This is a genomic window from Rhodococcus sp. DMF-1 (genome assembly GCF_021441945.1).
GTDB lineage: Bacteria > Actinomycetota > Actinomycetes > Mycobacteriales > Mycobacteriaceae > Rhodococcus > Rhodococcus ruber.
Map to the genome: position 1 here is coordinate 2,292,863 of NZ_CP090442.1, position 23,529 is coordinate 2,316,391.

Here is a 23,529-nt window from a genome sequence, read left to right on the forward strand (position 1 = left end):
CACCCGGCCCGATAGTGTGGCACATCGGGTCATTCGAGCCACGGCGAGGAGATGAGTGATGCGGGCTGCCCTGCGGACGGTGATGCTGACGACCTCGGCGGCATTGGTGCTGACCGGATGCGGCAGCAGCAGCGGCCCGGTCGACGTCTTCGCCGCCGGGGCGTGGCCGGGGCGGTACGCCGACGCCCGCAACAGCAGCACCGCGCAGGCCGACGGGCTGCGCGACGTCGCGCCCGCGTGGTCGCGCCCGCTCGGCGGCGCCGTCACCTCCCCTGCGAGCGTCGCCGCCAACGGGCAGATCTTCGTCACGGGCGCGACCACCGTGGGCTGCAACCTCGTCTCGTTCCAGATCGACACCGGCCGCAAGCGGTGGTGCACCCGCCTTGCGCCGGGGGTCGCCGGGGTGACTCCCGCCGTCGACGGTATGGCCAACATCTACGTCGGCGAAGAGGGCGCGATGGTGTCGTTCAACGAGCACGGCCAGCGGCGCTGGCGCATTCCGGTGAGCGGCACGCCGGGAACCGCACAGTTCACCGGTGACGGAAACCTGTTGTTCGTCACACATTTCGGGCAGGTCAACGTTCTCGACCCACAGACCGGCAAGCACGCGGCGCCGATCTTCGACCTCGTGCCCACGCCCGCGGCGACGGACGGGACGAACGTGCCTCGATTGCCGAACGACCACGGTCTGGTCGCCTGCTTCGGCGGATCGGAGGACTGCCCGGTGGCCACCACCCCGGCGGTCGATCTCGGTACCGGCCGGATTCTGGTGACCCTGTGGCGGCCCGGCGCCGATCGGGCCGCCGTCGTGTCGATGCGCTACACCGGCGGCGACGATGCGCGCGTGGTCGAGGAATGGTCGCAGACGGAACTGCCGGGCGGCGCGGCCACCAGTCCCGTGCTGTCCGCGGACGGCGCAACGGTGTACGTGCACGACGGCGAGGGGGCCCTGTGGGCACTCGACGCCGGGACCGGGGCACCCCGGTGGAGTCACGGCCTCGGGTACGTGGCCTCCGCCGGCCCCGCGGTGTCCGCCGAGGGACTGCTGGTCCTCGCGCCGGGGGGCCGGACCGGGGACCTGGTCGCGCTGCGCGACACCGGCGAGGCCGCCGAAATCGTGTGGCGCCGCGACGACGTGCGCCAGTTGGGGGTGCCGGCCCTGACCGCCGACGGCCTCGGGTACACGGTGGCCCGCGCCGACGACGGGTTGGCCGCGCTCGTGTTCGACGCCGCGAGCGGGGAGACGCTCGACGCGGAAACCCTGCCCGGCGCGGCCGGCTTCTCGGTCGGCACCGCGGTCGGGCCGTCCGGTGAGTTCGTCACGACGACCCTGCCGGGCGAGGTGTACGTGCTCCGCTGACCCGAATCGCCGCGCGCGGCGATTCGGGTCAGCCGGCGATCTGGATGAGATTGCCGCAGGTGTCGTCGAATACGGCGGTGGTGACACCGCCCATCTCGAGGGGCTCCTGGGTGAACCGCACCCCGAGGCCGCGCAGCCGCTCGTACTCGGCGTGCACGTCGTCGACCGCGAACGAGGTGAACGGGATGCCGTCGGCGACGAGGGCCTCCTTGAAGGGGCGGACGGCGGGATGCCCGTCGGGTTCGAGCACCACCTCCGGCCCGTCCGGTTGCTGCGGCGAGACGACGGTGAGCCACCGCGCCTCGCCCAGGGGGACCTCGGTCTTCTTCACGAAGCCCAGGACTTCGGTGTAGAAGGCGAGCGCCTTGTCCTGGTCGTCGACCAACACACTGGTGAGGGTGACCTTCACTGCGACTCCTTTCGCTGCGCGACCGTCCATCGGTCGGCGAGGCCGTGCAGTGGTGCAACGTCCACGTGGTGGAACTTCGACCGCCCCTCGCGGCGGGTCCGGACCAGACCGGCCTCCTCGAGGATTGCCAGGTGCTGCGAGATCGCCTGCCGGGACGAACCCAGGCCGTGCCGCGAGATCAGCCGGGTGCACAGCTCGAACAGCGTCTGGCCGTCCCGCTCGACGAGCTCGTCGAGGATGGCCCGGCGGGTCGGATCCGCCAGCGCTTTGAAGACGTCGACCACACCACCCATGATACGCAAGTGTTTGCTTGCATATCAATGGTCGCACGGGATCGGGCCCGGCACGCTCAGCGACTGGGCTCGCAGACGAATGCCGTCGGGGTGCGGCCGATCCGCGTCAGCACGACGCTCAGCGACCGCGAACCGCGGAGCTTGAGCCGCGGCCGGAGCACCGCCGGATCGACGTCGACCCCCCGAACGAGGATCTCCGCCACCCCGCAGCCCATCGACGAAAGGGTTTGCCGCAGAGACTTTTCCGAGTACTTCAACCGGTCGAGGATGCGAAATCCACGCAGTCCCGCGGGGAGTGCGTCGCCGGTGAGATACGCGATGCGCGGATCGAGTTGCCACAGACCGTGTGCCGCCGCGTAGTGCCGCACCAGTCCCGCACGCACGATCGCCCCGTCCGGATCGACGATCCACTCTCCCGGTTCCCTCTCGGGCAGCTCGTCCGGCTGCGCGTCGGTGATCTCGAACCCGGCACCGTCCGAACGCAACACGCTCGCCCGTCGCCGCACACCCGGCGCCGCGAGACCCGGGGAGTACAGGCACGCCTCACGGACACCCCCGTCGAGCGAGACCACCTCGACCTCCCCCGGCCAGTCCAGCGCATCGAAATCCAGCCCCGGGGCACACTTGACGGCCAGGTCGCGCCCGGCATAGGCGTCGAGCAGGTCGGGCAGTGGCGGCATCAGTGCTGCCGGATCGTGGGTGCGCCGGCCCTCGGAACGACGGGCCGGATCGGCGATCACGGTGGTACCACGGGTGACCGGCCGCAGCGCGTCGGCACGGACCAGCGCCACTCCGGGAACGTTGTGCTCGGCCATCGCGAGACGAACCGGGTCGAGGTCGCTGCCGACCACCATCTCGGCGACCCCGGTCAGGGCCGCGAGTTCCGCCCCGATCGAGCACGTCACGTCGTGGACCCGCCGACCGGAGAGCCGGCGTGCCCGGTGCGCGGCGACGGGCGCCGGCGTCGCCTGTTGCAGAGCGTCGTCGGTCGACAGCCAACCGCCCGCGGCGGGCAGCTTCGCGACCGCCTTGCGGCGCACCAGCACCGTCTCGATCAGCGGAGCGGCCCGGTCGCCGAAACGCGTACGCGCCCAGCCGATGTCGGCCAGGCGCGTGCGCGTGGACAGCTCCCGGGCGGCCACCTCCGCGAGATCGGCCGCCCCCTGCGCCGAACGCAGGTACGCGACGTCGGCGAGGGTGAACGCGTAACCCACCCTACGGCTTCACGCCGGTGATCATGACGTTGTAGAAGAAGCTGCGCGGGACGACGTGCCGGAGGACCTTCTCGTCCACCCAGCTGAGCGTCCGCCACCCACCGAACGCGAAGCGCGCCCAGCCCCAGCCCAGCTTCTCCGCGGGCACCGCGGCCTCGAAGGTGCGGACCGGCCAGCCCAGCAGCGCGGCCGCGAACTCCTCGCTGCTGGCCTTCACCTGCACCGCGCCGGCCGAGGCCGCCATCCGTTCCAGGTCCGACGGGTCGAAGGTGTGCAGATCGACGACTGCCTCGAGCGCCGCGGCGCGCGAGGATTCGTCGAGTTCGGCCTGCGGCCGCCGCCAGTCCCGCAGGAACGGCAGCTTGGTGACGGTGGTGGTGGCCTCCCACGTGAGCCGGCCGAGCCAGCGCGCGTAGAAGTTTCCGACCGTGCTGGGCTCACCGGCGAACACGAACCGGCCACCCGGCTTCAGCACCCGCAGCACTTCGCGCAACGACTGCTCGACGTCCGGGATGTGGTGCAGCACCGCGTGCCCGACGACGAGGTCGAAGGTGTCGTCGTCGTACGGGATCGTCTCGGCGTCGGCCACCCGGCCGTCCACCTCGAGACCGAGATGTTCGGCGTTGCGCAGCGCCACCTTGACCATGCCGGGCGACAGGTCGGTGACCGAGCCGGTCCGCGCGACTCCGGCCTGCATGAGGTTCAGCAGGAAGAAACCGGTGCCGCAACCGAGTTCGAGGGCCCGCCCGTACGGGAGGGGCTGCTCGCCCGCGGCCGCATCGAAACGGCCCTTCGCGTAGTCGATGCAGCGCTCGTCGTAGGAGATCGACCACTTCTCGTCGTAGGTCTCGGCCTCCCAGTCGTGGTAGAGCACCTGCGCGAGCTTGGTGTCCTGAAGGGCGGCCGCAACCTCCTCGGCAGTGGCGTGCGGGTTCGGCGCGGGGTCGACCCCGTCGGTCCTGCTTGCAGTCATGAAGGGCATCCTACCCATCGGTAAGCTGTGAACAAGTTCCAGTTCCGGGGTGCCTACTCCCCCACGAACTCCGCCTTTCCCGGACCGTTGGCCACGAACGACTCCATGCCGATCGTGCGGTCCTTCGTGGCGAACAGGCCCGCGAAGACGTGCTGCTCGATCTTCAGGCCCGTGTCCAGGTCGGTATCGAGCCCCTGATCGATCGCTGCCTTCGCCGCCGCCAGCGCGCGGGTGGCGCCCCGGGTGAACTGCGATGCCCACGTGCGCGCCGCGGCATATACCTCGTCCGGGGCGACGACCTCGTCGACCAGCCCCATCTGCAGAGCCTCGTCTGCCGCGACGAAACGGCCCGTGAACACGAGATCCTTGGCCTTCGACGGGCCGATCAGGCGAGCCAGGCGCTGGGTTCCGCCGCCGCCCGGGATGATGCCGAGCAGGATCTCCGGCACTCCGACCTTCGCGTTGTCGCCGGCGATCCGCCGATCCGCACCCAGCGCGAGCTCGAGACCGCCGCCCAGCGCATAGCCGGTGATCGCAGCGACCGTGGGCTTCGGTATGTCCGCCACCGACCCGAGCGCCGACTGCAGGTCCGCGATGATCTCGCTCATCTGCACGTAGCTCAGCTCCGCCATCTCCTTGATGTCCGCGCCGGCAGCGAACACCTTCTCCCCGCCGTAGACGATCACGGCCTTGACGTCGGAGTTCACGGTCGCCTCGCGAGCAGCGGCCCGGATCTCCTCCTGAACCTGCCGGTTGAGTGCGTTCATCGGCGGCCGGTCGAGCCGGATGGTGCCGATACCGTCGGAGACCTCGAGCGTCACGAATTCAGCCATGAGGCACAGGCTAGTTGGCACCCCGGGCGGCCCACGGATGCGGCCCCGCCTCGTAGTAGCCGTCCTGCTCGGGGAACTCCACCCGAAGCTCCTCGTCTCCCGTGATCAGGGTCGGCAGAATCGGCGTGATCTGCGGCTCCGCAGCGAGGATCTCCGCGACCGAACCGAACCGCGACAATGCCGTCAACTGGCTCCAGGTCGGGGGCAGCAGCACACTTCCACCCTCCTGCCAGTGCGCGATCGCCTCCTGTGGAGTCTGCCACCGCACCGCGTCGGCCTCGCTCGTGTCACCGTCGGCAATCTGCCCCTCCGGGGCCGCCGCCACGAAGAACCTGGTGTCGTAACGACGGCCCTCCCCGACCGGCGTGATCCAGTTCGACCACGGCCGCAGCAGGTCCGCCCGCAGCACCAGACCCTCGCGCTCGAGGAACTCACCGAAGGTGAACTCCCGGGCCTCGAGCTGCCTGCGTGCCGGAGCGAACGCGGTCGTGTCCGCCACCACGGTGTCCGACGTCGGCCCGGCGAGAAGGACACCGCACTCCTCGAACGTCTCGCGCACCGCCGCGAGAACGAGCGCCTGCGCCAGGTTCTCGGATGTGCCGAACCGCTCCGACCACCACTGCACGGGCGGGCCGGCCCACGCCACCGCTGCAGCGCTGTCCGACGGATCGACGCCGCCTCCGGGGAACACCGTCATCCCGCCCGCGAACGCCATGCCGCGCACGCGCTGCAGCAGGAACACCTCGACGCCACGGTCGCCGTCCCGGACGAGGATCACCGTCGAGGCATCCTTGAGCGGCACCGCCGCCGCGAGTTCTCCCGAACGTTCGATAGCCATACGCACAAGTTACGGCATGACGTGACCCACGACTCATCCACCTGCCGGCGCCACCCCACGACGCGCGGCCGTGCTTTCGGCCGCGGCTCCGCCCCGCTACGCGCGGCTGTGCCGCCTGGCCACGGCTCCGCTCCGCTACGCGCGGCTGTGCCGCCTGGCCACGGCTCCGCTCCGCTACGCGCGGCGGTGCCGCCCGGGCTGGTACCTGCGGCGGGCGAAGAACCGGCCGTCCACCTTGTCCAGGGCGATCGCCTGACTGAACGCCTCGCTGAGGTTCTCGCCCGTGATCACGTCGTCGAGAAGGCCCTGCGCGACCACCTGCCCCTCCTTGAGGAGCATCGCGTGGGTGAAGCCCGGCGGGATCTCCTCCACGTGATGGGTGATCAGCACAATGGCCGGAGCGTCCGGATCGGCCGCCAGTACTCCGAGCCGAGCCACGAGTTCCTCACGCCCCCCGAGATCCAGGCCGGCCGCAGGCTCGTCGAGCAACAGCAGTTCCGGGTCTGTCATCAACGCGCGGGCAATGAGGACACGCTTGCGCTCCCCCTCGGAGAGGGTGCCGTAGGTGCGGTCGGCCAGATGCTCGGCGCCGAGGCTCTCGAGCATCTCCACGGCACGCGCACTGTCCACCTCGTCGTACCGCTCGCGCCAGCGCCCGAGCACGCCGTACCCCGCGGAGATCACCAGGTCCACGACCTTCTCGTCGGACGGGACACGGTTCGCCAGCGCCGACGACGACATCCCGATCCGCGGTCGCAGCTCGGACAGGTCGGTCTTCCCGAACGTCTCCGCCAGCACGTGCGCCGTCCCCGATGTGGGGAACGTCTCAGCCGCAGCGATCCTCAGCAGCGACGTCTTGCCCGCTCCGTTCGGCCCGAGGATCACCCAACGTTCGTCGAGTTCCACCTTCCAGGACACGGGACCGACGAGGACGTTGCCGCCCCGCCGTACGAGCACGTCGTCGAATTCGATGAGCAGATCGGGATCAGGTTTGGCCACGCCGACCATCTTTGCGTACGCGCGAGCCCGGTTCACGGCAGGATCACTTCCGTGTCGTACCCCTCGCCCCCTCCGCACCCTTCACCGGTACCCGGCGAGCCGCCGGCGGGTCCTGCCGTCGCCCGGTCCGGCGCCGGTCCTTTTCCTCTGGGCGCCTTCCCCGGCGACGACGGGACCCGGTTCGCGGTGCACGCACCCCACGGCAGCCGCGTCCAGCTCTGCCTGATCGACGACACGGGTCGCGAGGACCGCATCGACCTGCCGGACAAGACGTACGGCGTCTGGCACGGTGAGGTGCCGGGAGTCCGCCCGGGCCAGCGCTACGGATACCGCGTGCACGGCGCGTGGCAGCCCCGGACCGGGCTCCGCGCCAACCCGCACAAGCTGCTGCTCGACCCGTGGGGTCGGCAGCTGACCGGCGACATCGGCGACATGAGCCGCCTCCTCGGCTACGAACGCACCCCGTTCGGTGAGGCGTCGACCGTGGACTCGCTGGGCCACACACCGCTGTCGGTGGTGACCGACACCCCCGCCGGGTCCCGGCACCACCGGCCGGGCACGCCGTGGGAGCAGACGGTGATCTACGAACTGCACGTCGGCTCCTACACCGCCCGCCATCCCGACGTCCCCGAACAGTGGCGTGGCACCTATCTGGGGCTGACGGCGCCCGCCGTCCTCGACCACCTGGTCGGCCTCGGTGTCACCGCCGTCGAACTGCTGCCCGTGCACGCCTTCCTCACCGAGCCACCAGTACGGGTCCGCGGCATGCGTAACCACTGGGGTTACTCCACCGCGTCGTACTTCGCACCGCACCCCGGCTACGCGACCACTCCCGGCAACGAGATCGCGGAGTTCCGGACGATGGTCGACACGCTGCACGAGGCGGGACTGGAAGTGATCCTCGACGTGGTCTACAACCACACCTGCGAATGGTCGGTGGACGGCCCGCACGTGTCCTGGCGGGGCTTCGACGCACCCGGCTACTACCTCCTCGATGCCACCGGCCACGACATCGATCTGACGGGCTGCGGCAACACCGTCGACGGCAGTTCCCCGGTGGCGGTGCGGATGATCTGCGACAGCCTGCGGTACTGGGCGACGGAAATGGGCGTGGACGGCTTCCGGTTCGACCTCGCCAGTGCACTGGCCCGCCCTCGGGGCGGCGACTTCGACGCGCGCGCGGCAGTGTTCACCGCGATCACCACCGATCCTGTCCTCACCCGGCTCAAACTGATTGCCGAACCCTGGGACGCGACCCTGCCCGGCTACCAGCTCGGCAACATCGGTCCCCAGTGGTCGGAGTGGAACGACCGCTACCGCGACTCGGTACGGCGCTTCTGGGCACGCGGGGCGGGAATTCGGGAGGTCGCCTCCCGGCTCGCGGGCTCGGAGGACCTCTACGGCCGGCACACCCGCCGACCGTGGATGTCGATCAACTTCGTCACGGCGCACGACGGCTTCACGATGGCCGACCTCGTCAGCTATCGGCGCAAGCACAACGAGGCCAACGGCGAGCAGGGCCGTGACGGCAGTGACAACAACGAATCCGTCGACCACGGCGTCGAAGGACCCACGGACGACCCCCTCGTCGTGGCTGCCCGCGCCCGGCACGTGCGTGCGCTCGTCGCGACCCTGCTGCTGTCGACCGGCACCCCGATGCTGCTCGCCGGGGACGAGTTCGGGCACTCCCAGGGTGGCAACAACAATGCCTACTGTGTGCCTGCCGACGTCCCGGTCCGCGACGCCTGGCCCCTCGACTGGGAGCACGCGGACCGGGACCTGGTGGAGTTCGTGCGGCAGGCGCTGCGTCTGCGCAAGGTGGTCCCGGTGCTGCGGCAGGGCCGCTTCTTCGACGGCCGGGCCCGTCAGGTCGGGTACCCCGACCTGGTGTGGTTCGGCGCGGACGGGCGAGAACTGCAGGACGCGGACTGGCTCGACGAAGACCGGCGGACGCTGCAGGCGTGGGTGGACGGCTCGCAGCTGGGCACGGTCACCCGCGCGGGCGTTCCGCTGGCGGACAGCAGCGGTCTGCTCGTGCTCCACGCGGGCGGACCCGCCGCCGTCACACTCGGCCGGGCCGAGTGGTATCGCGGCGACATGGTGTGTGTCTTCGACTCGAGCTCCGTCGACGGCGAACCGGCGGACCTCACACCGCTGCCCGCCGGCACGACACTGCCCCTGACGGGGCCGACCCTGCTCGTGTTCCGGATCACGAAGTGATCAGCCCGGGACGGCGATCACCGTCACCGACCCCGGAGCCACTTCGGTGAATCCGGCGTCGCGCACCGCCACGGCCGTGCCGTCCGCGACCCGCTTCGTCAGGTGCCGCCACCGGGCGGGGTCGGCATCACGCACGGCACACACGAAACCGGATTCGGCCCAGGCGCCGGCATGCTCGGCGTCGAGGGCGCCGGCGAACAGCATCGCGGCGTGGCCGACCTGCGCCGCGGCCTTCCCGACCGTCATGTCGAGCGCGGCATCGATCCACAGCACCGGAACGCCGGCGGGCGGATCGTCCGGAGTGTCGTGTGGCAGGTCCGTGCCCCCGATCTGCAACCGCGAGATGCGCGGATCCAGGTGTCCCACGGGTCCGGGGACCAGCGCTCGGGCCTGCGCACCGCGGTGTTCGACGGTGATTCCGTCGACCTCCTGCGCGGCGCGCCACTGAGCGCCGCGGGCGCGGCGGCTGACCTTGCGGATTCGTGCGGCGGTCCACGCGAGATAGGGCTCGCGCCACGGTCCCGGTTCGCCTTCCGGTCCGGTCCCGACGCGCGGATCCAGGCACAACGCGACCGTCGCCATCGCAGCGGCCTCGAGGAGTGCGCTGCGGGCAGGCGGGTCCTGCTTGGAGATGTGCAGCACGATCGGCATCGCGAGCGCCGCCCCCGGGTCGTCCGGGTCGGGTCGATGCCCGTAGCCCCGGGCGAGGACACCGTGGAGAGCCACGAAATCGGCACCGTGGCGAGCCACGACATCGGCACCGGGGCGAGCCACGACATCGGCACCGTGGCGAGCCACGACATCGGCACCGTGCGGTGCGGTGGTTTCAGGCACCGGTGTCGAGGGGCACGCGGCGCAGGGTGCCGTCGACCCGGTCTGCGGCCTCGACCTCGTCGCGGGTGACGCCGAGGACGAACAGCACCGCGTCCAGGTACGGGTGGGACAGAGCCGTGTCTGCGACCTCACGCAGCGCCGGCTTGGCGTTGAACGCGATGCCGAGTCCGGCCGCTCCGAGCATGTCGATGTCGTTGGCGCCGTCGCCGACGGCGACGGTCTGCTCGATCGGCACGCCGGCCTCGGCGGCGAACTCCCGCAGGGCGCGCGCCTTGGCGGCCCGGTCCACCACCTCACCGACGACGCGGCCGGTGAGCTTGCCGTCGACGATCTCGAGGGTGTTGGCCCGGACGAAATCCAGTTCGAGTTCGTGGGCGAGACCGTCGATGACCTGGCGGAAGCCCCCGGAGACGACGCCGCAGCGGAACCCGAGACGCCGCAGTGTGCGGATGGTGGTCCGGGCACCGGGGGTGAGTTCGAGGTTCTCGGCGACCTCGTCGATGACCGATGCGGGCAAGCCGGCAAGGGTGGCGACCCGCTGGTTCAGCGACTCGGTGAAGTCGATCTCGCCGCGCATGGCTGCCTCGGTGACAGCGCGGACCTTGTCCTCCACGCCGGCGTGTGCGGCAAGCATCTCGATCACCTCGCCCTGGACGAGGGTGGAGTCGACATCGAACACGATCAGCCGCTTCGAGCGACGGGCGAGACCGGCGCGTTCCACGGCGATGTCGACCTCGAGGCCGGCGGCCAGCTCGGCCAGCCCGGCCCGCAGTCGGGCGTCGGCCTCGGAACCGGGGTCGGCGGCGGTGACCATGAGTTCGAGTCCGGTCACCGGGTAGTCGGCGATTCCCCGGATGGAGTCGATGTTGGCGCCCTGCCGTGCAAGTTCGCGGCCCACCGAGCGCAGGGCCCGGGCGCTGACGGGGCTGCCGAGGACCACGAGGGCGTGTGTGGACACGGACGAGCCGATACCCGGCTCGACACCGGTCTGGACCTGGGCGTGCATGCCGATGGTCGCCATGGCGGCCTCGATCTCGTCCTGCAGCGCGTCGGGATCTGCGGGGCAGGAGACGAGCACCCCGAGGGTGAGCCGGCCGCGGATCACGACCTGCTCGACGTCGAGCAGATCGACGTCGTGCCGGGTGAGCGCCGCGAAGAGCACCGAGGTCACGCCGGGATGGTCCGGCCCCGTCACAGTCACCAGCATCGCGGTGTCAGACGCCACCTACGTCTCCGATCCTTCGTCAGTCGCGGCACTTGCCCACTCATTGTGGCAGGTGAACGGGGTGCCGAGTGAGCAGGGGTCCCCTCGGCAGAACGCGCGAGGCCCCGCCCGTCGGGGACGGGCGGGGCCTCGGGAGGCGTCGATCCGGGGTACGGATCAGCGGTCGGCGGGGGTCCTTTCGGCACCCTCGCTCAGCGCCACATGGTTGTGCTTGTTGCTGCCCGGGCCGACATGGGCCTCGGCACGCATGCGGTCCACCATGTGCGGGTAGTGCAGCTCGAACGCGGGGCGCTCGGAGCGGATGCGCGGCAGCTCGTAGAAGTTGTGCCGCGGCGGCGGGCAGGTGGTAGCCCACTCGAGGGAGTTGCCGTAGCCCCACGGGTCGTCGACCGTGACGACCTGCCCGTACCGGTAGCTCTTGAACACGTTCCACAGGAACGGCAGGGTCGAGGCGCCGAGGACGAAGGCACCGATGGTCGAGACGATGTTCAAGGTGGTGAACCCGTCCGAGGGCAGGTAGTCGGCGTAGCGGCGCGGCATGCCCTCGTTGCCCAGCCAGTGCTGCACCAGGAACGTGGTGTGGAAGCCGAGGAAGGTCAGCCAGAAGTGCCACTTGGCGAGGCGCTCGTCGAGCATGCGCCCGGTCATCTTCGGGAACCAGAAGTAGATGCCGGCGTAGGTGGCGAACACGATGGTGCCGAAGAGCACGTAGTGGAAGTGCGCGATGACGAAGTAGGAGTCCGTCACGTGGAAGTCGAGCGGCGGGCTGGCGAGGATGACGCCGGACAGGCCGCCGAACAGGAAGGTGACGATGAAGCCGACCGAGAACAGCATCGGCGACTCGAACGTCAGGTGGCCCTTCCACATGGTGCCGATCCAGTTGAAGAACTTCACGCCGGTGGGCACCGCGATCAGGAACGTCATGAACGAGAAGTACGGCAGCAGCACGGCGCCGGTGGCGTACATGTGGTGCGCCCACACCGCGATGGAGAGCGCCGCGATCGCCAGGGTCGCGTAGACCAGGCCGGTGTAGCCGAAGATCGGCTTGCGGGAGAAGACCGGGAAGATCTCCGAGACGATGCCGAAGAACGGCAGCGCGATGATGTACACCTCGGGGTGACCGAAGAACCAGAACAGGTGCTGCCACAGCATGACACCGCCGTTGGCGGGGTCGAAGATGTGCCCACCGAGGTGGCGGTCGACGAAGAGGCCGAAGAACGCAGCGGTCAGCAGCGGGAACGCCAGGAGGATCAGCACGCTGGTGATGAGGATGTTCCAGGTGAAGATCGGCATCCGGAACATGGTCATGCCGGGGGCGCGCAGGCACACCACGGTGGTGATGAAGTTGACCGCACCGAGGATGGTGCCCAGACCCATCACACCGAGGCCGAGGACCCAGAAGTCACCGCCGACGCCGGGCGAGTGCAGCTCGCTGGTGAGCGGGCTGTACGCGGTCCAGCCGAAGTCGGCCGCACCACCGGGGGTGATGAAGCCGGCGGTCACGATCGTGGCGCCGAACAGGTACAGCCAGTAGCTGAAGGAGTTCAGGCGCGGGAACGCGACGTCGGGGGCGCCGATCTGCAGCGGCAGGATGTAGTTCGCGAAGGCGAACACGACCGGGGTCGCGTACATCAGCAGCATGATCGTGCCGTGCATGGTGAACAGCTGGTTGTACTGCTCGTTCGACAGGAACTGCAGACCCGGAACCGCGAGTTCGGTGCGGATGAGCAGAGCCATCACGCCGCCGATGAGGAAGAACGCGAACGAGGTGACCATGTACATGATCCCGAGCATCTTGGGATCCGTGGTCGTGATCATCTTGTAGAAGAACGAGCCCTTGGGTCCCTGCCGCGGCGGGTACGGCCTCGCTGCAGCTATCTCCGGGACTGGCTGGGGCGCTACGGCAGTCACTAATCCTCCTGATTGCGCGCTCGACTCGCAGTGCGAGGCGAACGTTCTCTGGCTTGCGCTGATCGAATCGTAGACGGTGCGACCACCGCACGCTCACCGGGTCCTACTCAGTGTCGTACTCGGCCCTCGAGCATACCCACGGGGGTCTGTGACCCACGCAACCCGGGGGCCGTCCACCACCCCCCGCACCTCCCGTTTCCTCCAGGACATAAGGTAAGCGTCTCCTAAGTATGAAGGTCCCGAGAGACGAGGTTCACCGTGCACCCCCTCCCCCTGCGCCGCGGCATCGCCGCGCTCGCGACGACCCTCACGGCCGTGCTGCTCGCCGGCTGCTCCTCCGGCGAGACGGCCGAGCAGGCCCCGGCCACCGCGGGCTTCCCCCGTACCGTCGAGCACTTCCGCGGAACGACCACTCTCGACTCCCCGCCGCTGCGGGTCGTCGCGCTCGACACCAGCTATGCGGATGCGACGCTGCTCCTCGAATCCGAACTCGTCGGTTACGTCGACTACCGCACCGAGGGCCTGCCCGACTACCTCGGTGACACGCGCGAGCAGTTCGCCGCGGACGCGACGTCGGTCGGCGCGGTGTCCGATGCGAGTCTCGAGAAGGTCGCCGCTCTGCAGCCCGATCTGATCCTGTCCGCGGACGTGCGCGACGGCGAGAACTACGACAAGCTGTCCGCCATCGCACCGACGGTGTTCTCCCAGAGCACCGGACCGACCTGGAAGGACAACATCCGGCTCGCCGCGCGAGCCCTCGGCAAGGAGGACCTCGCCGAGCAGAAGATCGCCGACTACGAGGCCCGGGCGAAAGCCATCGGCGACGAGATCAACGCCACGGCCGGCAACCCCACCGTCTCGGTGGTCCGCTTCGCCGGCGAGCCCACCGCCCGCCTCTACCGCACCACGTCGTTCAGCGGCATCGTCCTCGAGGATGCCGGCCTGGCCCGGCCCGCGAGCCAGGGACCCGATCCGGCCGATCCGAGCAGCATCATGAATGCGATCAGCCCCGAACTCATCGGCGAGGCGGATGCGGATGTGATCTTCGTCAGCATGTACCGCGACGGGGAGGGCAAGTCCGAGGCGGCGGCGCAGCCGTTCCTGTCCAATCCGCTGTGGCAGAACCTGCGCGGCCGGAAGGTCGACGTGGACGACAGCCTCTGGATGACGCCGGTGTCCGTCCAGGGCGCGCACAAGATCCTCGACGACCTCGCCGAGGCTTTCGGGGTCGATCCGCACACCAGTTAACCTGGACCGTCCCCTAGACAGGAGTGGTCGTATGCCCGCAGCGTCCCGGTCCCGCGCCGTCACGTGCACCGTCGCCCTCACTGCCGTGGCGGCACTCGGCCTGGCGGGATGCGCGGAGACGACCGACGATCCGGCGAGCAGCATCGTGCGCACGACCACCCGCATCGCCGGGGCTGCCGTCGTCGGCATCGAACGCGACACCACGACCGCGTGCGCGCTACCCAGTCCCCTCGATCCGGGCCAGCCCGCCGGCGGCACCCGATCGGTGATCCACACCGGCGGCATCTCCGAGGTGCCCGTCGACCCGCAGCGGATCGTCGTCCTCGACGCTGCCGCGATGGACGCGGTGTGCGCACTGGGCCTGTGGGAGCGCGTGGTCGGCACGACCACCGACGTCGCCCGTGCCGAGTACCTCGGCACCGGCATCGCCGAACTGCCCTCGGTGGGCGCGACGTCGGCGCCCGACGTCGCGCTCATCGACGGTGCGGAGCCCGATCTGATCCTCGGCTCCTCGGCCGACCCGGAGCTCTACCGCCGCCTCGGCGACGTCGCTCCGACGGTGCTCGTCGGCTCCGATCCGGTGTTCTGGCGGCAGCAGTTCCTCCGCGCCGCAGAGACACTCGGGCGCTCACAGGCGGCCGGCCGAGTGCTCGACGACTACCGCGCCACCGCAACGGACGTGGGCACGGCGACGACCGCGTCACAGACCCAGGCGTCGATCGTGCGGTTCACCGGTGACGGCGCGGTCGTCGAGGGCACCGCGTCGTTCGCCGGCCAGGTCCTCGCCGACACCGGCGTCGCGCGCCCGCCCGCACAGCGGTTCGGTGTGCAGGACGGGAGTGCCGCCGCCCCGCTCGACGAGGACGACCCGGCCGCCGCGGAGGGCGACCTGATCTACGTCCGATTCGCCGGCGAGGACGGCGTCGCACACGGCAGTGAGGTGATGGACTCCGAGGCCTGGCTCGACCTCGGGGCGGTCACCGACAGCCGGCTGTTCGCAGTGGACGACCTCGTGTGGTCCACGCCCGGCCCGGTGGCCGCGAAAGCCGTTCTGACGGACGTACGCAACACCCTCAACGGCTACTCGAACTGAGCCCGACGACCGAATGTCACATGGGTTCGATCACATCGAACCCATGTGACATTCGGTCACAGCGGGTGGGGGATCAGAAGTCCCAGTCCTCGTCCTCGGTGACGACTGCCTTACCGATCACGTACGAGCTGCCCGACCCGGAGAAGAAGTCGTGGTTCTCGTCGGCGTTCGGCGACAGCGCGGACAGGATCGCCGGGTTGACGTCGGTCTCGTCCTTGGGGAACAGAGCCTCGTAGCCGAGGTTCATCAGGGCCTTGTTGGCGTTGTACCGCAGGAACTTCTTGACGTCCTCGGTGAGGCCGGCCTCGTCGTAGAGGTCTGCGGTGTACTGGGTTTCGTTGTCGTACAACTCGAAGAGCAGCTCGAAGACCCAGTCCTTGAGCTCGTCGCGCTCGGCCTGGGTGATCTGCTCGAGTCCGCGTTGGTACTTGTAGCCGATGTAGTAGCCGTGCACCGCCTCGTCGCGGATGATCAGCCGGATCATGTCCGCCGTGTTGGTCAGTTTCGCCCGCGACGACCAGTACATCGGCAGGTAGAAGCCCGAGTAGAACAGGAACGACTCGAGCAGGGTCGAAGCGGCCTTGCGCTTGAGCGGACTGTCGCCCTGGTAGTAGTCGAGGACGATCTGAGCCTTGCGCTGCAGGTTCTCGTTCTCCTCCGACCAGCGGAACGCGTCGTCGATCTGGCGGGTGGAGCACAGCGTCGAGAAGATGCTCGAGTACGACTTGGCGTGCACCGACTCCATGAACGCGATGTTGGTGAGCACCGCCTCCTCGTGCGGGGTCACCGCGTCCGGGATCAGCGACACGGCGCCGACGGTGCCCTGGATCGTGTCGAGCAGGGTCAGACCGGTGAACACCCGCATGGTCAGTTCCTGCTCGTACTCGGTGAGCGTGCCCCACGACGGGATGTCGTTGGACACCGGAACCTTCTCGGGCAACCAGAAGTTGCCGGTGAGACGGTCCCACACCTCCGAGTCCTTCTCGTCCGGAACGCGGTTCCAGTTGATCGCCGAGACACGGTCGACGAGTTTGACGTGGGCGCCGTGGGACGGCGAATGCGCGCGGGGTGCGGAGGTCATCTGTCTTTCCCTACCTGAGTTTCGATGTGTACCGGCAAGATTCGTCACAGCATGCAGGACACGCAGTTCTCCACCTCGGTGCCCTCGAGCGCCATCTGCCGCAGCCGGATGTAGTACAGCGTCTTGATTCCCTTGCGCCAGGCGTAGATCTGCGCCTTGTTCACGTCGCGGGTGGTGACGGTGTCCTTGAAGAACAACGTCAGCGACAGGCCCTGGTCGACGTGCTGGGTGGCCGCCGCGTAGGTGTCGATGATCTTCTCGTACCCGATCTCGTACGCGTCCTGGAAGTACTCCAGGTTGTCGTTGGTCAGGTAGGGAGCCGGGTAGTAGACGCGACCGATCTTGCCTTCCTTGCGGATTTCGATCTTCGACGCCACCGGGTGGATGCTGCTGGTGGAGTTGTTGATGTACGAGATCGACCCGGTGGGCGGCACGGCCTGCAGGTTCTGGTTGTAGATGCCGTGCTCCTGGACCGACGCCTTCAGCGCGCGCCAGTCGTCCTGCGTGGGAATCGCCACGCCGGCGTCGGCGAAGAGCTGCCGCACGCGGGCGGTGGCCGGCTCCCATACCTGGTCGGTGTACTTGTCGAAGAACTCGCCCGAGGCGTACTTCGACTCGGGGAAGCCCTTGAAGTACGTACCCCGCTCGATGGCGAGCCGGTTCGACGCGCGCAGCGCGTGGTAGAGCACGGTGTAGAAGTAGATGTTCGTGAAGTCGACGCCCTCTTCGGAGCCGTAGAAGATGCGCTCGCGGGCGAGATAGCCGTGCAGGTTCATCTGCCCGAGCCCGATCGCGTGGGAGTCGTTGTTGCCCTGCTCGATCGACGGCACCGAGTAGATGTGGGTCTGGTCCGACACGGCGGTCAGCGCCCGGATCGCCACCTCGATGGTGTGCGCGAAGTCCGGCGAGTCCATCGCCTTGGCGATGTTGAGCGATCCCAGGTTGCACGAGATGTCCTTGCCCACATGGCTGTAGGACAGGTCCTCGTTGAAGGTGGAGGGTGTGGAGACCTGCAGGATCTCCGAGCACAGGTTCGAGTGGGTGATCTTGCCCTTGACGGGATTGGCCCGATTGACGGTGTCCTCGAACATGATGTACGGGTAGCCGGACTCGAACTGCAGTTCCGCGACGGTCTGGAAGAACTCGCGCGCCTTGATCTTCGACTTGCGGATGCGCTTGTCGTCGACCATCTCGTAGTACTTCTCGGTGACGTCGATGTCGGCGAACGGCACTCCGTAGATGCGCTCGACGTCGTACGGCGAGAACAGGTACATGTCCTCGTTGCGCTTCGCGAGCTCGAACGTGATGTCGGGGACGACGATGCCCAGCGAGAGGGTCTTGATGCGGATCTTCTCGTCCGCGTTCTCGCGCTTGGTGTCGAGGAATCGGTAGATGTCGGGGTGGTGCGCGTGCAGGTACACCGCGCCGGCGCCCTGGCGGGCCCCGAGCTGGTTGGCGTAGGAGAAGGAGTCCTCGAGCAGTTTCATGATGGGGATGACGCCGGAGGACTGGTTCTCGATCTGCTTGATCGGCGCGCCGTGCTCGCGGATGTTGCTGAGCAGCAATGCGACTCCGCCGCCGCGCTTGGACAGCTGCAGCGCCGAGTTGATCGAGCGGCCGATCGACTCCATGTTGTCCTCGATCCGCAGCAGGAAGCAGGAGACGGGCTCGCCGCGCTGCTTCTTGCCGGAGTTGAGGAACGTCGGGGTCGCGGGCTGGAACCGGCCCGAGATGATCTCGTCGACCAGGTGGGTCGCGAGCTGCTCGTCGCCGGCGGCCAGGGTCAGCGCGACCATGCAGACGCGGTCCTCGAACCGCTCGAGGTAGCGCTTGCCGTCGAACGTCTTGAGCGTGTACGAGGTGTAGTACTTGAACGCGCCCAGGAACGTCGGGAAACGGAACTTCTTCGAGTAGGCGTGTTCGAAGAGCTGCTTGACGAACGGCCGGGAGTACTGCTCGAGCACCTCGGGTTCGTAGTAGTTCTCCTCCACGAGATAGTCGAGCTTCTCGTCGAGGTTGTGGAAGAACACCGTGTTCTGGTTGACGTGCTGCAGGAAGTACTGGCGGGCGGCGGCGACATCCTTGTCGAACTGGATCTCGCCGTCGGGTCCGTACAGGTTCAACATCGCGTTGAGCGCGTGGTAGTCGAGGCCCTTGAGGGACTCGTCGATCTTGGCGCTCGCTGCCGGCGCGGCATCGGTGACGGTCACGGTGCTTGCTCCCACTGTGAGTAGACGGGTTCGCCGCGCCCGTAGCCCGACGGCGGCGCAGCGTTGATGGAGTGGACGGGTGGGGTCGCGGTCAGGCCGACTGCAACGACTGCGCCCAGAACTGCGTCAGGCCCTCCCGGACGCGCTCGACGTCCTCGGCGGTACCCATGAGTTCGAACCGGTAGAGGTACGGAACCTTGCACTTCTGGGAAACCACATCCCCGGCGTAACAATAGGATTCGCCGAAGTTGGTGTTGCCGGCGGCGATGACCCCGCGAATCAGCGCACGGTTGTGCGGATTGTTGAGGAACCGGATCACCTGCTTGGGCACGAAATTCGTGTCCCGGCCGGTTGCGGTGGTGCCACCGCCGTAGGTCGGCAGGATCAGCACGTACGGTTCGTGCACCTCGAAGGCGCCGTCCCGGTCGTGCAACGGGATCCGGGTGGCCGGCAACCCCAGTCGCCGGACGAATCGGTGCGTATTCTCCGATGCGCTCGAGAAGTACACCAACGAGGTCATGGATGTCTCACATCACTTCGCTCGGGTCCGGCGACCGGCCGCAGGGGCGGTGGGTCGGCTCGCGACGGGGTCAGGCAGCGACGGCGAGGGCCTTGATCCGGTCCGGGCGGAAGCCCGACCAGTGCTCGTCGCCGGCGACCACCACGGGGGCCTGCAGGTAACCGAGGGCCATCACGTAGTCCCGCGCTTCGGGGTTCTCCGAGATGTCGACGACGGAGTACTCGATACCGGCCTTGTCGAGGGCCCGGTAGGTGGCATTGCACTGAACGCAGGCAGGCTTGGTGTAGACGGTGATGTTCATGGCTTCCCCTTTTCGGCAACCTGACGACTGACTGCACAGCAGTGCCTCGAGGCCCGTCGTACCACTGCGATCCCGCTTCCCCGAGGGACCGGAAACGATCAAGCCTTCCAGCGCTCTAGACACTACACCTAGTGGCCGACAGAATCATAGAACGCGAGATGTTGTGAGTTACAGCCTTGATATTCCCAGGTCGTCACTCGCCCGCAGCGCTGTCGGGCAGGTGCGGGAGCACGTCCTCGAGGCGCGCCGGCAGCCGTCGTACCCGCGCCCCGGTGGCGTGCCACAGGGCGTTGACGACCGCCGCCGCGCTACCGACGATCCCGATCTCCCCGACCCCGCGCGACCCCATCGGTGTCGCGTGCAGGTCGTCCTCGTCGAGCCAGGTCGCGTCCACGTCACCGATGTCGGCATGGGTGGGGATGTGGTACTCCGCCAGATCGTGGTTGACCACGTGCCCGGTGCGGGCATCGCGGATGCTCTCCTCGTGCAGCGCCATGGAGATGCCGAAGCACATCCCGCCGATCAGCTGCGAACGTGCGGTGCGGGGGTTGACCACCCGCCCCACCGAGAACACACCGTGCATCCTCGGCACCCGGATCTCGCCGGTGTCGACGTCCACCCGCACCTCGGCGAAATGCGCGCCGAACGACTGGATTCGGTAGTGCTCGAGGGCGGGGTTCTCCTCGGCCGTCGCCGAGGCCTCGGCGCCCGGATCCGGCCGGTCACCGTGCCGCTTGCGAAAGGCGTGGGCCGCGGCGACGATCGCGGTGCCCCACGACGAGGTGCCGGAGGACCCGCCGGCGACCGTGGCGTTCGGCAGGGCCGAGTCACCGATCTCGAGGTGGATGTCCTCGGGTCCGCATCCGAGCGCATCGGCCGCGATGAGCGTGAGCGCGGTCCACGCACCGGTCCCGATGTCCGCGGCGCCCGTGCGCACGGTGTAGCGACCGTCACCGTCGTGGCGGACCGCGACCTCGGTGCCGGGGTTGAGCAGGTGCGGATAGCTCGCTGCCGCGACTCCGGTGCCGACGAGCCACCGGCCGTCGCGGCGGGTGCCGGGGGTGCGGTCGGCCGGATCCCAGCCGAACACCCGCGCACCTTCACGCAGGCACTCCACCAGCCGTCGCGACGACCACGGACGTCCGGACTCGGGGTCGACGGGCGGGTCGTTGCGCACTCGCAGTTCGATCGGGTCCAGCCCGCACGCCACCGCGAGCTCGTCCATCGCGACCTCCCCCGCGAACATCCCCGGCGCCTCCCCCGGTGCCCGCATCCAGTAGGGAGCAGGCACGTCGAGGGCGACGATGCGGTGCGAGGTACGCCGATACGGCGCGGCGTACATCCCCCGCGACGACACCGCCGTCTGCTCCGCGTACTCACGCACGTGCGAGGACTGCGAGAAGGCCTCGTGTACCACCGCCTCGAGCCGCCCCTCCCGGCTCGCGACCAACCGGACGTGCGAGACGGTGGGCGGGCGGTACCCGACGTAGCCGAACATGTCCTGCCGGGACACCGCGAACTTGACCGCCCGGCCGGGCAGCAGGCGCGCCGCCATCGCCGCCACGACGTCGTGGGCGTGCGGCGCCCCCTTCGAGCCGAAACCGCCCCCCACGTAGGGACTGATCACCCGCATCTGCTCGGGGCGCAGACCCAGCACGGGCGCCAGGGTGGAGACGACGCCGTGGGTGCTCTGCGTGGAGTCGTACAGCGTCAACGACTCCCCGGACCACACCGCGACGACGGTGTGCGGTTCGAGCGGGTTGTTGTGCTCCTCGGGTGTGGAGTACCAGCCGTCGACCACGACGCCGTCGCGCTCCGCGACCTCGGCCGCAGCGGCGTCGCCCTGCTCCGAGTCGGTGGGATAGCCGCCGTTGGCCTGTTCGGGGGCATAACTGCGCGGATGATCGGGCCGGAACGCGACGTCGTGTGGTGCGGACTCGTACTCGACCTGCACCAGTTCGCTGGCGTGTCGGGCGATCTCGGGTGTCTCGGCCACCACGGCGGCGACGATCTCCCCCCGGAAGGCGACGGCCGGGTCCTGCAGGACCGCGTACTCGGCCTCCGATGTGTCCGCCAGCCGGGGCGCATCCCACGGGGTGAGAACGGCGAGTACGCCGGGCAGGGCCTGCGCCTGGGCGGTCTCGACGCGGGTCACCGTTCCCCGCGCGACGGTCGCCGTGACCGGGACGAGGTAGGCGGGGTCGTCGAACGGATGCTCGTACGCGTAGGGCGCGGCGCCGGCCACCTTGAGCGGGCCGTCCACCCGCGCCGTCGACGTGCCGATCGGGCGCTGGGCCGAGGGGGTCATGCGACTGCCTCCGAGGTGAGTTCGAGCAGCACCGAGACGAGGGTGCGGCGCAGCAGCGGCACCTTGAACTCGTTGCCGTCGAGGGGCCGGGCATCGGCGAGTTCCGCGTCGGCCGCCGCGGCGAAGACAGCGTCGCCGGGGGCGCTGCCCAGCAGGACGTGCTCGGCCCGATGGGCGCGCCACGGCCGGTGCGCGACGCCGCCGAGAGCGACGCGGCATCCCGTGATCAGCCCGTCGACGATCGTCAGATCCGCCGCCACCGAGACGAGCGCGAACGCGTACGACGCCCGGTCGCGCACCTTGCGGTACGTCGAGACGGCGCCCTCGGGGGCGGGGATCTCGACGTGCAGGATCAGCTCCTCGCGCTCGAGCACCGTGTCGCGCTCGGGGCTGTCGCCGGGAAGGCGGTAGAGCTGCTCGACGGGAATGCACCGCTCCCCCTGCGCGCCGAGCACCGTCACCTCGGCGTCGAGCGCGAGCAGCGCGACCGCCATGTCCGACGGGTGGGTGGCGACGCAATGTTCGGAGGCGCCGAGGACGGCGTGGTAGCGGGTGTAGCCGCCGAGTGCGGTGCAGCCGCTGCCCGGGGCGCGCTTGTTGCACGGGGTCGACGGGTCCCGGAAGTACACGCAGCGGGTGCGCTGGAGCAGATTGCCGGCGGTGGTGGCCATGTTGCGCAGCTGCGGGGACGCCCCGGCCAGCAGTGCCCGGGACAGGACCGGGTACCGACGGCGGACGATCGGGTGGGCGGCCAGGTCGCTGTTGCGCACGTTGGCGCCCACCCGCAGTCCGCCCTCTGCGGTCTCCGCGACGACGTCGAGCGGCAGACGGGAGACGTCGACGAGCACGTCGGGCGCGGTGACCCCGAGTTTGAGGTGGTCCACCAGGTTCGTGCCGCCGGCGAGGTAGGCGGCGCCCGGGTGGCCGGCGACCGCGGCAACCGCGGCGGCGGGATCGGCGGGCGTCTCGTAGCGGAACGTCTTCACGAGCAGTGTCCTTCCCCGCGCGCGACGTGCCGGAGCGCTTCGACGATGTTCGGGTAGGCCGCGCAGCGGCACAGGTTTCCGCTCATGCGTTCGCGGATCTCGTCGTCGGTCGGCTCGGGATCCTGGGTGAGGTCCGCGGTGACGTGGCTCGGGGCACCCTTGGCCATCTCGTCGAACATGCCGACAGCGGAGCAGATCTGGCCCGGCGTGCAGTAGCCGCACTGGAACGCGTCGCATTCGACGAACGCCTGGGGCAGGTGCGACGGCCCGTCGTCCGAGATCCCGGCGGCGGTGACGACGTCGGCGCCGTCGTGGGCGACTGCGAGCGACAGGCAGCTCACGATGCGCCGGGAGTCGAGCAGGACCGTGCACGCGCCGCACTGACCGTGGTCGCAGCCCTTCTTCGGAGAGTAGATCCCGAGCCGGTCGCGCAGGGCGTCGAGGATCGTGGTGCGCACGTCGACGGTGCAGCGGCGCTCACGGCCGTCGACGCGCAGGGTGATCGTGTGCTCGTGTTCGCCGGGACTGTCGCTCTCGTGCGCCATGGGCTCCTCCGTCGCGATGGGGACTGGCGAGGTATTCCCCGCAGCATGCCCCGGCAATCACGGCCGCGGACGGGAATCGGGCACAGACACCGACGGCCCCGGACCGCGCGCGGTCCGGGGCCGTCCGA

Annotated in this window: 21 protein-coding genes; 4 read left to right on the plus strand and 17 right to left on the minus strand. The window is 69.2% G+C overall.

The window, feature by feature from the left end; translation table 11 throughout:
• Window positions 1-58: 58 nt before the first annotated feature.
• Complete coding sequence (locus LZP97_RS10535) at window positions 59-1,360, plus strand: outer membrane protein assembly factor BamB family protein (RefSeq protein WP_010596601.1); 1,302 nt, start codon at window positions 59-61, stop codon at window positions 1,358-1,360.
• A gap of 28 nt (window positions 1,361-1,388) precedes the next feature.
• Here LZP97_RS10535 and LZP97_RS10540 read toward each other — a convergent pair whose 3' ends face one another.
• The 7 genes from LZP97_RS10540 to LZP97_RS10570 form a co-directional block, all read right to left on the minus strand.
• The gene (locus tag LZP97_RS10540; RefSeq protein WP_010596602.1) at window positions 1,389-1,769 is read right to left on the minus strand and encodes a VOC family protein; all 381 of its coding nucleotides are present in this window, start codon (window positions 1,767-1,769) and stop codon (window positions 1,389-1,391) included.
• Window positions 1,766-2,062, minus strand: coding sequence for an ArsR/SmtB family transcription factor (locus LZP97_RS10545; protein ID WP_017680832.1), 297 nt, complete (start codon window positions 2,060-2,062; stop codon window positions 1,766-1,768). The genes LZP97_RS10540 and LZP97_RS10545 overlap by 4 nt, the downstream gene beginning before the upstream one ends.
• 56 nt (window positions 2,063-2,118) lie before the next feature.
• The gene (locus LZP97_RS10550) at window positions 2,119-3,276 is read right to left on the minus strand and encodes a THUMP-like domain-containing protein (protein ID WP_010596604.1); all 1,158 of its coding nucleotides are present in this window, start codon (window positions 3,274-3,276) and stop codon (window positions 2,119-2,121) included.
• A 1-nt stretch (window position 3,277) separates the two neighbouring features.
• Entirely contained in the window at window positions 3,278-4,249 is a 972-nt protein-coding gene (locus LZP97_RS10555; protein WP_026137782.1) for a class I SAM-dependent methyltransferase, read from the minus strand.
• A 53-nt stretch (window positions 4,250-4,302) separates the two neighbouring features.
• Window positions 4,303-5,082 carry an enoyl-CoA hydratase/isomerase family protein gene (locus LZP97_RS10560; RefSeq protein ID WP_010596606.1) on the minus strand — a complete coding sequence of 260 codons (780 nt, stop codon included), beginning with the start codon at window positions 5,080-5,082 and terminating at the stop codon, window positions 4,303-4,305.
• Between the two features lie 10 nt (window positions 5,083-5,092).
• Entirely contained in the window at window positions 5,093-5,920 is an 828-nt protein-coding gene (locus tag LZP97_RS10565; RefSeq protein WP_048770782.1) for an NUDIX hydrolase, read from the minus strand.
• Window positions 5,921-6,094: 174 nt separating this feature from the next.
• A complete protein-coding gene (locus tag LZP97_RS10570) occupies window positions 6,095-6,928 on the minus strand; it encodes an ABC transporter ATP-binding protein (RefSeq protein ID WP_026137783.1) in 834 nt (277 codons plus the stop codon).
• A gap of 42 nt (window positions 6,929-6,970) precedes the next feature.
• Here LZP97_RS10570 and glgX point away from each other — a divergent pair, with 42 nt between their 5' ends.
• Window positions 6,971-9,139 carry a glycogen debranching protein GlgX gene (gene glgX / locus LZP97_RS10575; RefSeq protein WP_372446876.1) on the plus strand — a complete coding sequence of 723 codons (2,169 nt, stop codon included), beginning with the start codon at window positions 6,971-6,973 and terminating at the stop codon, window positions 9,137-9,139.
• Here glgX and LZP97_RS10580 read toward each other — a convergent pair whose 3' ends face one another.
• The 3 genes from LZP97_RS10580 to ctaD form a co-directional block, all read right to left on the minus strand.
• A complete protein-coding gene (locus LZP97_RS10580) occupies window positions 9,140-9,973 on the minus strand; it encodes a peptidyl-tRNA hydrolase (protein ID WP_082170335.1) in 834 nt (277 codons plus the stop codon).
• Entirely contained in the window at window positions 9,966-11,180 is a 1,215-nt protein-coding gene (serB, locus tag LZP97_RS10585) for a phosphoserine phosphatase SerB (RefSeq protein WP_017680837.1), read from the minus strand. The genes LZP97_RS10580 and serB overlap by 8 nt, the downstream gene beginning before the upstream one ends.
• A gap of 174 nt (window positions 11,181-11,354) precedes the next feature.
• Complete coding sequence (gene ctaD / locus LZP97_RS10590) at window positions 11,355-13,109, minus strand: aa3-type cytochrome oxidase subunit I (protein ID WP_081005275.1); 1,755 nt, start codon at window positions 13,107-13,109, stop codon at window positions 11,355-11,357.
• Window positions 13,110-13,367: 258 nt separating this feature from the next.
• Here ctaD and LZP97_RS10595 point away from each other — a divergent pair, with 258 nt between their 5' ends.
• Window positions 13,368-14,357, plus strand: a complete 990-nt coding sequence (locus LZP97_RS10595; protein WP_010594633.1) for an ABC transporter substrate-binding protein — start codon at window positions 13,368-13,370, stop codon at window positions 14,355-14,357.
• Between the two features lie 31 nt (window positions 14,358-14,388).
• Entirely contained in the window at window positions 14,389-15,450 is a 1,062-nt protein-coding gene (locus LZP97_RS10600; protein WP_017680838.1) for an ABC transporter substrate-binding protein, read from the plus strand.
• Window positions 15,451-15,523: 73 nt separating this feature from the next.
• On the opposite strand, the gene nrdF is transcribed toward LZP97_RS10600, so the two are convergent.
• The 7 genes from nrdF to LZP97_RS10635 form a co-directional block, all read right to left on the minus strand.
• A complete protein-coding gene (gene nrdF / locus LZP97_RS10605; protein WP_017680839.1) occupies window positions 15,524-16,531 on the minus strand; it encodes a class 1b ribonucleoside-diphosphate reductase subunit beta in 1,008 nt (335 codons plus the stop codon).
• A gap of 44 nt (window positions 16,532-16,575) precedes the next feature.
• Complete coding sequence (nrdE, locus tag LZP97_RS10610) at window positions 16,576-18,741, minus strand: class 1b ribonucleoside-diphosphate reductase subunit alpha (RefSeq protein WP_017680840.1); 2,166 nt, start codon at window positions 18,739-18,741, stop codon at window positions 16,576-16,578.
• Between the two features lie 91 nt (window positions 18,742-18,832).
• Complete coding sequence (gene nrdI, locus LZP97_RS10615) at window positions 18,833-19,261, minus strand: class Ib ribonucleoside-diphosphate reductase assembly flavoprotein NrdI (protein WP_010594637.1); 429 nt, start codon at window positions 19,259-19,261, stop codon at window positions 18,833-18,835.
• Window positions 19,262-19,331: 70 nt separating this feature from the next.
• Complete coding sequence (locus LZP97_RS10620; RefSeq protein ID WP_003936942.1) at window positions 19,332-19,562, minus strand: redoxin NrdH; 231 nt, start codon at window positions 19,560-19,562, stop codon at window positions 19,332-19,334.
• A 193-nt stretch (window positions 19,563-19,755) separates the two neighbouring features.
• Complete coding sequence (locus LZP97_RS10625) at window positions 19,756-21,870, minus strand: xanthine dehydrogenase family protein molybdopterin-binding subunit (protein WP_040275048.1); 2,115 nt, start codon at window positions 21,868-21,870, stop codon at window positions 19,756-19,758.
• Window positions 21,867-22,856, minus strand: coding sequence for an FAD binding domain-containing protein (locus LZP97_RS10630; RefSeq protein ID WP_040275046.1), 990 nt, complete (start codon window positions 22,854-22,856; stop codon window positions 21,867-21,869). Before LZP97_RS10630 ends, LZP97_RS10625 begins: the two co-directional genes overlap by 4 nt.
• The gene (locus LZP97_RS10635; protein ID WP_010594640.1) at window positions 22,853-23,401 is read right to left on the minus strand and encodes a 2Fe-2S iron-sulfur cluster-binding protein; all 549 of its coding nucleotides are present in this window, start codon (window positions 23,399-23,401) and stop codon (window positions 22,853-22,855) included. Before LZP97_RS10635 ends, LZP97_RS10630 begins: the two co-directional genes overlap by 4 nt.
• Between the last annotated feature and the right edge of the window lie 128 nt (window positions 23,402-23,529).